The following is a 9,179-nucleotide window of genomic DNA, read 5'->3' as shown; positions in this document are numbered from 1 at the left end:
TGGAATTCAACGTCATCCGCCACATGGTGAACCTGGAAACGGTAAACACCTATGAAGGCACCCATGACGTCCACGCCTTGATCCTGGGTCGTGCACAAACCGACCTGCAGGCATTCTTCTGAACGCTCGGAAAATTCAGGAAAAGGGCGTCCCTCGGGACGCCCTTTTTCGTCTGCCCGATTGACATTTCCCGGCCCATGCCTGACCTCTGTCTGACGGATCAGGGAGGCACGCATGTCGGACAGCAAGTGGGAGTTCTGGGTGGATCGTGGCGGCACGTTCACCGACATCGTGGCGCGCGACCCGGATGGCGGTCTGCAAAGCCACAAGCTCCTCAGCGAAAACCCCGAACGCTACCGCGACGCAGCAGTGCAGGGCATTCGCGAGTTGTTGGGGCTTGAGGCCGGTCAGTCGATCCCGGATGGGGCGATTGCCTCGGTCAAGATGGGGACGACTGTGGCGACCAACGCGCTTTTGGAGCGTAAGGGCGACGACACGCTGCTTTTGATCACCAAGGGTTTTAGGGACCTCTTGCGCATCGGCTATCAGACCCGCCCGCGCCTGTTTGACCTGCATATCAAGCGCCCGGATCTGCTCTATGCGGCGGTCGAGGAAGTGGACGAGCGGTTGGACGCAGACGGGAGGGTGTTGCGCGCCATTGACGAAGACGCCGTGCGCGCGGTGCTTCAGCGCCATTTCGATGCCGGCATCCGTGGCGTCGCCATCGCCTTCCTGCATGGCTATCTGAACCCGGCGCATGAGGCGCAAGTGGCGCAAATCGCGCGGGAAATTGGCTATACGCAAGTGTCCGAAAGCCATGCGGTCTCGCGCTTGTCGAAACTGGTGAGCCGGGGCGATACCACCGTGGTTGACGCATACCTGTCACCCATCTTGCGCCGCTATGTGGAGCAGGTTGCGGGGGCGCTGGACATCGGTACGGCCTGTGATCGTTTGCTGTTCATGCAATCCAATGGCGGTCTGACCGACGCCGCGATGTTTCAGGGTAAGGACGCGATCCTGTCTGGCCCTGCGGGCGGCATCGTTGGCATGGTCAAAACCGGCGAGGTCGCAGGGTTCGATCATCTGATCGGCTTTGACATGGGCGGCACCTCGACCGATGTTAGCCACTATGCAGGCAGCTATGAACGTAGTTTCGAGACCGAGGTCGCGGGCGTCCGCATGCGCGCGCCGATGATGGATATCCATACGGTTGCGGCGGGCGGCGGCTCGATCTGCCAGTTCCGCGATGGACGTTTTCAGGTGGGGCCGGAAAGTGCGGGTGCGAACCCCGGTCCGGCGGCGTACCGCCGCGGTGGACCGCTGACGGTCACCGATTGCAACGTCATGCTGGGCCGCCTTCAGCCTGCTCATTTCCCACATGTGTTTGGCCCCAATGGCGATCAGCCGCTGGATGCCGATATCGTGCGCCAGAAGTTCGAGACCCTCGCGCAAGAGATTGCGGAAGAGACCGACCAGCCCGCCCAATCCCCCGAGGATGTGGCGCGTGGCTTCCTGCGCATCGCTGTCGACAACATGGCCAACGCGATCAAGAAAATCTCGGTCGAGCGCGGCCATGATGTGACCCGCTATGTGCTGCAATGCTTCGGCGGAGCAGGGGGGCAGCATGCCTGTCTGGTGGCCGATGCCCTAGGCATGAAAACCGTGTTCCTGCACCCCTTCGCGGGCGTCTTGTCCGCCTATGGCATGGGGCTGGCCGAGATCCGCGCCCTGCGGCAAGAGCAATTTGATGCGACGCTTGAGGCGGAAGGCGAAGCCGTATCGCGGTTGCTGGCTTTAGCGGCTGATGCCGAGACCGAAGTTGCCAAGCAGGGTGTCACCGAGATCCAGATCGAGCGCATCGCCCATCTGCGCTATGACGGCTCGCATCAGGCGCTTGAGGTGCCGTTTGGTGATGCCGCCCAGATGCGCGCGGATTTCGAAGCGACGCATGAAGCGCGCTTTGGCTTCCACTCGCCCGAACGCGCGATCCTGTTCGAGGTGTTGGCCGTCGAAGCCATCGGTACATCGGGCGAGGCGCCGCGCGGGCACGTCACAAGTGGTGATGATCAACCCGACGACACTGTACAGCTCTGCACTGAAGAGGGCTGGCAGGACGTGCCGCTTTATGACCGCGCGAACCTGTCGGCCGAGGCACGCATTCCCGGCCCAGCGATCATTCGCGAGCCCACGGGCACCAACATGATCGAACCGGGTTGGCAGGCGCGCCAAGACGCGCATGGAAACCTGATCCTTGAACGGGTCGAGGCGCTGGCCCGCGCCCATGCCGCTGGGACGGACGTGGACCCGGTGCTGCTTGAGGTCTTCAACAACCTCTTTATGTCGGTGGCCGACCAGATGGGGGCGACGCTGGCCAATACTTCGTGGTCGGTGAACATCAAGGAACGGCTCGATTTCTCCTGCGCGATCTTCGATGCGCAGGGCGATCTGGTGGCAAACGCCCCGCATGTGCCAGTGCATTTGGGGTCCATGTCTGACAGCATCCGCACGGTGATGCGCGACAACGCGGGGAAGGTGAAGCCGGGCGATGCCTTTGTGCTGAACAGCCCCTTCAACGGCGGCACGCACTTGCCGGACGTGACCGTGGTGACGCCGGTCTTCGTTGGGGAGAGCATCGCCTTCTGGCTGGGCTCGCGTGGGCACCATGCGGATATCGGCGGGCGCACGCCGGGCTCTGGCCCGCCCGACAGCACGCATATCGAACACGAGGGCGTGTTGATCGAAAACATGCGGCTGGTTGCCGAAGGGCAGCTGCTGGAGGGCGATATGCGCGCGCTGCTGGCCTCGGGCCGGTATCCGTGCCGCAACATCGACCAGAATATGGCGGACCTGAAGGCGCAAGTGGCGGCGAACGAGACCGGGCGACAGGCGTTGCTGGGTGTGGTGGACCACTACGGTCTGGACGTCGTGCAGGCCTATATGGGCCACGTACAAGCCAATGCCGAAGAAAGCGTGCGCCGCGTGATCGACCGTCTGCGTGATGGTGCGTTTACCTATTCGATGGATGGCGGCTCCGAGATCCGCGTCACAGTCAGCGTCGACAAAGCGATGCGCTCGGCCACGGTGGATTTCACCGGGACGTCGGATCAGCAGGCGGGGAACTATAACGCGCCCCTGTCGATCAGCCGCGCGGTGGTGCTTTATGTCTTCCGCACCTTGGTGGGTGCGGACATTCCGCTGAACGAAGGGTGCTTGGCGCCGCTCAATATCATCGTCCCCGAAGGCACGATGCTAAACCCGCGCTATCCGGCGGCAGTGATTTCCGGCAATACCGAGGTCTCGCAGGCCGCCTGTAACGCGCTTTACGGCGCGCTTGGGGTGATTGCGGGGTCGCAAGGCACGATGAACAATTTTATCTGGGGCAATGACGACTTCCAGAATTATGAAACCATCGCGGGCGGCACCGGGGCCGGGCCGGGCTTTGATGGTTGCGACGGGGTGCAAAGCCACATGACCAACACCCGGATGACCGATCCCGAGATCCTTGAAAAACGCTTCCCGGTGCGGCTTGAAGCGTTCACGTTGCGTGCGGGCTCTGGCGGGGCAGGGCAGTGGCGTGGCGGCGATGGGGTCGTACGTCGGCTGCGGTTCCTTGAACCTGTGACGGTGACGACGCTTAGTTCACATCGCGTGGTGCCGCCGTTTGGAGGCGACGGGGGGGCGCCCGGTCAGGTTGGCGTGAATACGGCAGAAAAAGCGGACGGTACCCGCATCCCGATGCCGGGTAATGGAGAGGTCGCGTTGGATCCCGGTGACCTGTTCGAGATGTGTACCCCCGGGGGCGGGGGCTGGGGGGAACCATCCTAACCCCTTGATGCAAAAGAAAACGGGCGCCATGTAGGCGCCCGTTTTTGCTTACTTGTTTTCGAGGCAGCTGGCGATTGTATCCGCCTGTTGCCACATCAGGTTTTCGTAGAGCATCGGGCCGATCTCCAATGTGGCGCCTGCTTGGTCCAGCACACCAATACCTGCGGCGCCGCTTTGTGCCAGCTCGGCCACTTGGGCGTTACCAATGCCGGGTTCCGAGAACACGCAACGCACGTTGCCATGGGCGATCAACTCGGCAATCTCGGACATCCGCGCGGCCGACGGTGTGGCGGCGTCTGACTCGCGGATCGCGCCAAGAACATTCAGACCGTAGTGATCGGTGAAATAGCCATGCGCGTCGTGAAAGACGACGAAACCTTTCTCGTGAACCGGTTCAAGGCGCGCTTTGATGCGGCTGTCTAAAGCGGCGATCTTTTCTTGCGCTTCGGTTGCATTCTCATGATAGCGATCCGCGTTTGCCGGATCCAGCTCGGACAGCTCTTCGGCGATGGCCTCCAACCAGAGCTGCGCGTTCAGGGGCGAGAGCCAAGCATGCGGGTCGACGCCTTCAATATGTTCGGCGTGATCATGGTCTGTATGATCTTCATGATTGCGCTCGTGATCTTCGTGTCCAGCATGATCGTTGTGCGTTGCGTGGTCATGATCATCGTGAGCGTCATGTTCATGGTCATCATGACCGTGCTCATCCGCGTGATCATGATCGTCATGCTCTTCACCTTCCTGCGTGCCGTGGTCGTGATCATGCCCACCTTCACGCAGCACTGTGCCTGCCTCGGACAAAAGCGCCACGCTGTGACCCAGCGCCGTGCCTTCGATGGCGCGTTCAAGCCACGGAGCCATGGCCGGGCCGACCCAGATCAGAAGGTCAGCATCAGACAGCGACCGCATCTGCGATGGGCGCATTTGGAACCCGTGAGGCTCGGCACCCTGCGGTAGCAGCAATTCCGGCGTGCCCACGCCGTCCATCACCTGCGCGGCAAGCGAATGGGTCGGGGCGAAATCGGTCACGACTTTGGGCGGTTCGGCCAACAGCAGCGTCGGACTGAGGCACAGCGCTATCGTGGTGCGGGTCAGGTTCATCGGGGCTTGCTCCGGTTTGTGTGATGTTATATCATTTGCGGAAAGTGATAATATTACACAAATCAGGTGTCAACCCATGTCGGATCCCGCAAGCGCGTTTCACAGTCATGATCATACCACATGTACAAGCCAAGCGCTGACCCGCGCCGAAGAGATCTGCCGCGAGGCCGGGGCACGGCTAACGCCAGTACGTCGTCGTACGCTAGAGATCCTGCTGGAAGAGCATCGCGCGATGGGCGCTTACGACGTGCTGGAGCGTCTGTCGGAAGATGGGTTCGGAAGTCAGCCACCCGTCGCCTATCGCGCCTTGGAGTTCCTTGTGGATCAAGGACTTGCCCACCGTATTCGACGGCTGAATGCTTTCACGGCATGCACTACATTTGAATGCGATCACGCGCCAGCCTTCTTCATCTGCAAGACCTGCAAGGCCGTGGCCGAGATACCGGCAACAGCGCTGCGCACAATGATCAACGACGCCGGGGCGAAAATGGGATTTGCCGTCGAGCGTGCCAATGTCGAAGCCTTGGGCCTTTGCCCTTCTTGTCAGGATGAGGCCGCCGCATGACATTGATCAAGGCCAAAGACCTGACCGTGCGCCACGGTGCGCATCTCGTGTTGGATCAGGTCAACATATCCGTTGCGCCGGGTGAGATTGTCACCATCGTCGGCCCGAACGGGTCGGGTAAGACGTCGCTTCTGCGCGCGCTTTTGGGGCTGACACCGTCGAAGGGGAAGGTCACGCGGAAAGCGGGGCTGGTGGTCGGCTATGTACCACAGAAGCTGGCGCTGGACCCAACCCTGCCGCTGCCCGTGCGCAGCTTTCTGAACTTGCCAACATCGCATACTTCGCAGCAGGTCGCTGATATGCTGGATCGTGTGGGTGTGCCGGGGATTGAAGCGCGCCAGATCGCGGCCCTGTCGGGCGGACAGTTGCAGCGTGTTCTTTTGGCGCGTGCGCTTCTGGAAAAGCCCGATATCTTGATCCTTGATGAGCCGACGCAGGGACTGGACCAGATGGGCGAGGCCGGATTTTATCGCCTGATCGAGGACGTCCGCCGTGACACAGGCGTCGCCGTCCTGATGGTCTCGCATGATCTGCACGTGGTGATGAGCGCCTCGGACCGGGTGATCTGCCTGAATGGCCATATCTGCTGCGAGGGCAAGCCCCACGTAGTGCAGAACGCCCCCGAATATCGCGCGCTGTTTGGCCACGGCACGCAAGGCGCGCTAGCCTTGTATCAGCACGCGCATGATCACGATCATGATTGCGGGCATGACCACGGCCATGATCACCATCACGCTCACGACACAGCGCCGGACGAGGTTGAACATGCTGGATGATTTCCTTGTGCGTGCGGTGCTGGCAGGGTTCGGCCTGTCCCTCGCAACGGGTCCCCTGGGCGCTTTTGTCGTGTGGCGACGGATGGCCTATTTCGGAGACGCCACGGCCCATGCCGCCATTCTAGGGGTGGCCCTTGCCTTGATCTTTTCGCTGCCGATCAGCCTAGGCACGTTGATCGTCGCCTTGGCTATGGCAGGTGCGATCAGCTGGATGATGGCGCAGGGGCAGTCGCCCGACAGCGGGCTGGGCGTGTTGTCTTTCGGGGCGCTTGCGACGGGTCTGGTCGCGATTTCCTTTGTGCCCAACGTCCGGGTCGATCTGTCTGCCTATCTGTTCGGAGACATCCTGACCGTCACGCGGTCCGATCTTCTGGTGATCTGGGGCGGGGCGGGTCTGGTTGCTGCCGTGATCGCATGGCGCTGGTCCAAACTGCTGCTGTCCACGCTCAGTGCCGATTTGGCGGCGGCGTCCGGAGTGAATCCGCACCGCGAAAGCCTTGTCATCACAGTTGCAATCGCGCTTGTGGTGGCGGTGTCCTTGAAGGTTGTTGGGGCGCTGTTGGTGTCGGCGATGCTGATCATTCCGGCAACGGCCGCCCGGCGGGTGTCATCTTCTCCGGTGCAGATGGTCATCGCAGCGGTTCTGGTCAGTTGGGCGGCCAGTGGGACAGGACTTTGGGCGTCGCTTAAGCTGGACACGCCTGCGGGGCCCTCTATCATCGTGGCTGCGGCGTTGATCTTTGTGCTGACAACAGGCTATAGGACGATCCGCACCCCATCCGCTTGATAGGACAGCTTCATGACGGCCACGCTGGATCGCGCCTTCGAGATTGCCGCAAACCGCAAACCGCGCGTTGTCTTTCCCGAGATGGAAGATCCACGCATTTCCCAAGCTGCGGCCCGGTTGCAGGCTGACGGATTGGCCCAGCCGGTTGCGCTTGTTGATCCGTCCCAACATCACGTTGATGCGCTGACCTCGAACCGGGCTATGCGCAGCATGATTGCCAATCGACTGTTGCAACGGCCCTTGATGCGCGCGGCGGCAATGGTCGCGACAGGTGACGCAGACTTGATGGTCGCGGGGGCCATTGCACCCACGCGCCGCGTGATCGAAGCGGCATCGATGGTGATCGGGCTGGAAGAAGGTATCCAAACGCCCTCCAGCTATTTCCTGATGGTATTTCCAGATGGGCAAGAGTTTCTCTTTGCCGACTGCGCGGTGAACATCTCGCCGACGGCGCAGGAATTGGCAGATATCGCCACCGCAAGCGCCAAGACCGCCAAGTCCCTTCTGGGGCGGGCAGATGTCGCGCTTTTGTCCTTCTCGACCGGGTATTCCGGCGCAGGAGACAGTGTCGAGAAGGTGCGCGAAGCCGCCTATGTCACGGGGTTCCCAGGACCGGTTCAGGCGGATGCAGCGCTGGACATCATGACCGCACAGAAGAAACAAGCCGCGCTGACCAACCGTGCCAATGTGCTGATTTTCCCGGATCTTGACGCAGGTAACATTGCCTATAAGCTGTTGGTGCAACTGGCTGGAGCAAAGGCCTATGGCCCCATCCTGCAGGGCTTCCGCAAGCCGATTTGTGACCTCAGCCGGGGGGCAACCGTGGACGAGATCGTCGCAGCAACCGTTTTGGCGATCGCGGGTGCGCGCGGGCGTTAATCGCTGTCGCTTGCCTGTGCCGCGGTGACGGCAATCATGTGCAGGATATCTTCGGACGAACAGCCCCGTGACAGGTCATTGGCCGGTTTGGCCAGCCCCTGAAGGATCGGCCCAATCGCCTCGGCCCCGCCCATGCGTTGGGCGATCTTATAAGCGATGTTGCCGCTTTCCAGATTGGGAAAGATGAAGATATTCGCGTTGCCGTGAAGGGGGCTGTCTTCGGCCTTGCGGGCGGCCACGTCCGGCACGAAAGCCGCGTCGAACTGCAGCTCGCCGTCAATAATCAGATCCGGCGCACGTGTGCCGGCGATGTTGGTAGCGGTCACCACCTTCGAGACCGCATCATGTTCCGCGCTGCCCCGGGTCGAGAAGGACAGCATCGCTACGCGGGGCGTTTCACCGATTAAACGCTCGAACGAATTGGCCGAGCTCAGCGCGATCTGGGCCATTTCGTCGGCGGACGGATCCACAACCAGCCCGCTATCCGCGAAGATCATCGCGCCCTTGCGGTCGTGATGTTCCTTGCAGAACAGCATCAGGAAGAACGAGGACACCAGATTGGTGTCCGGCTTGGTACCGATGATCTGAATGGCCGCGCGCACGATGTCGGCAGTGGTCGCGACGGCGCCGCCGACTGTGCCATCGGCGTAACCGGATTTGACCAGAAGGGCTGCGAAGATATGGGGCAAACCTACGGCAGTCTGAGCCTGTTCAAGCGTCACGCCTTTGTGCTTGCGCAGCTCGTGATACAGCGCAGCCAGTTCATCGCGCAGCGGCGATGTCGCCGGGTCGTGAATTTCAATCCCTTCAAGGACTTCAAGCCCTTGCGCGTCGAATTCAGCCTGAGTTGCTGCCGTGTCCCCCACAAGCCCGATACGAGCAATCCCCTGTGATGCGGCCTGGTATCCCGCGGTTACGGCGCGGGGGTCGCTGCCTTCGGATAGGATGATCCGCAGATTGGTACGGGCCGCGTTTTTCAGAAGGGTTTCAAGCGGTTTCATCAGGGCCTCGGGGTTCAAGGGGCGGGGCCGGAATTAACCCGGCCCGTTATCCGGGCGCGGGTGATCCCCGCGCCCGGAAGCTTTCATCAAACCTGTTGGGGTTTCATGTCGTCTTTGCTGATGCCAGCGACCTCGACGGGTTTCTTCATCGCGTCGCGGCGGAAGGGCTCGCCCAGTTCCTGGTTGATCATGGCTTCGATCAGGGTGGTGATGCCGTTCTTCTGGTCTTCCACGGCCTGGTTCAG

At 61.5% G+C, this 9,179-nt stretch carries 7 protein-coding genes and 1 pseudogene; 6 read left to right on the top strand and 2 right to left on the bottom strand.

Annotation, left to right across the window (positions count from 1 at the left end):
* Positions 1 to 122, top strand: a pseudogene (locus G0Q00_RS15710) (glutaryl-CoA dehydrogenase); the annotation flags it as partial.
* A gap of 112 nt (positions 123 to 234) precedes the next feature.
* Positions 235 to 3,825 (top strand): hydantoinase B/oxoprolinase family protein, encoded by a 3,591-nt coding sequence (locus tag G0Q00_RS15705; RefSeq protein WP_163041069.1) that lies wholly within the window; start codon positions 235 to 237, stop codon positions 3,823 to 3,825.
* 48 nt (positions 3,826 to 3,873) lie between these two features.
* Here G0Q00_RS15705 and G0Q00_RS15700 read toward each other — a convergent pair whose 3' ends face one another.
* On the bottom strand, positions 3,874 to 4,926 hold the full coding sequence (locus G0Q00_RS15700; RefSeq protein ID WP_163041067.1) for a zinc ABC transporter substrate-binding protein: 1,053 nt from the start codon (positions 4,924 to 4,926) through the stop codon (positions 3,874 to 3,876).
* 76 nt (positions 4,927 to 5,002) lie between these two features.
* Between G0Q00_RS15700 and G0Q00_RS15695 the strand changes: the two genes are divergently transcribed.
* Genes G0Q00_RS15695 through G0Q00_RS15680 form a run of 4 tightly spaced genes read left to right on the top strand, consistent with a single transcriptional unit; the run spans position 5,003 to position 7,933 of the window.
* Positions 5,003 to 5,491, top strand: a complete 489-nt coding sequence (locus tag G0Q00_RS15695) for a Fur family transcriptional regulator (protein WP_163041065.1) — start codon at positions 5,003 to 5,005, stop codon at positions 5,489 to 5,491.
* Positions 5,488 to 6,267 carry a metal ABC transporter ATP-binding protein gene (locus G0Q00_RS15690; RefSeq protein ID WP_163041063.1) on the top strand — a complete coding sequence of 260 codons (780 nt, stop codon included), beginning with the start codon at positions 5,488 to 5,490 and terminating at the stop codon, positions 6,265 to 6,267. The genes G0Q00_RS15695 and G0Q00_RS15690 overlap by 4 nt, the downstream gene beginning before the upstream one ends.
* Positions 6,257 to 7,054 carry a metal ABC transporter permease gene (locus tag G0Q00_RS15685; RefSeq protein WP_163041071.1) on the top strand — a complete coding sequence of 266 codons (798 nt, stop codon included), beginning with the start codon at positions 6,257 to 6,259 and terminating at the stop codon, positions 7,052 to 7,054. The genes G0Q00_RS15690 and G0Q00_RS15685 overlap by 11 nt, the downstream gene beginning before the upstream one ends.
* Before the next feature lie 12 nt (positions 7,055 to 7,066).
* A complete protein-coding gene (locus tag G0Q00_RS15680; RefSeq protein WP_163041061.1) occupies positions 7,067 to 7,933 on the top strand; it encodes a phosphate acyltransferase in 867 nt (288 codons plus the stop codon).
* On the opposite strand, the gene pta is transcribed toward G0Q00_RS15680, so the two are convergent.
* Entirely contained in the window at positions 7,930 to 8,934 is a 1,005-nt protein-coding gene (gene pta, locus G0Q00_RS15675) for a phosphate acetyltransferase (RefSeq protein WP_163041059.1), read from the bottom strand. The genes G0Q00_RS15680 and pta overlap by 4 nt on opposite strands.
* Positions 8,935 to 9,179 lie beyond the last annotated feature (245 nt).

Origin of the sequence: Aliiroseovarius sp. PrR006 (genome assembly GCF_010500215.1) — a bacterium.
Lineage (GTDB): Bacteria > Pseudomonadota > Alphaproteobacteria > Rhodobacterales > Rhodobacteraceae > Aliiroseovarius.
Note: the sequence above shows the minus strand (reverse complement) of the source record. Positions and strands in the feature narration are given on the sequence as shown.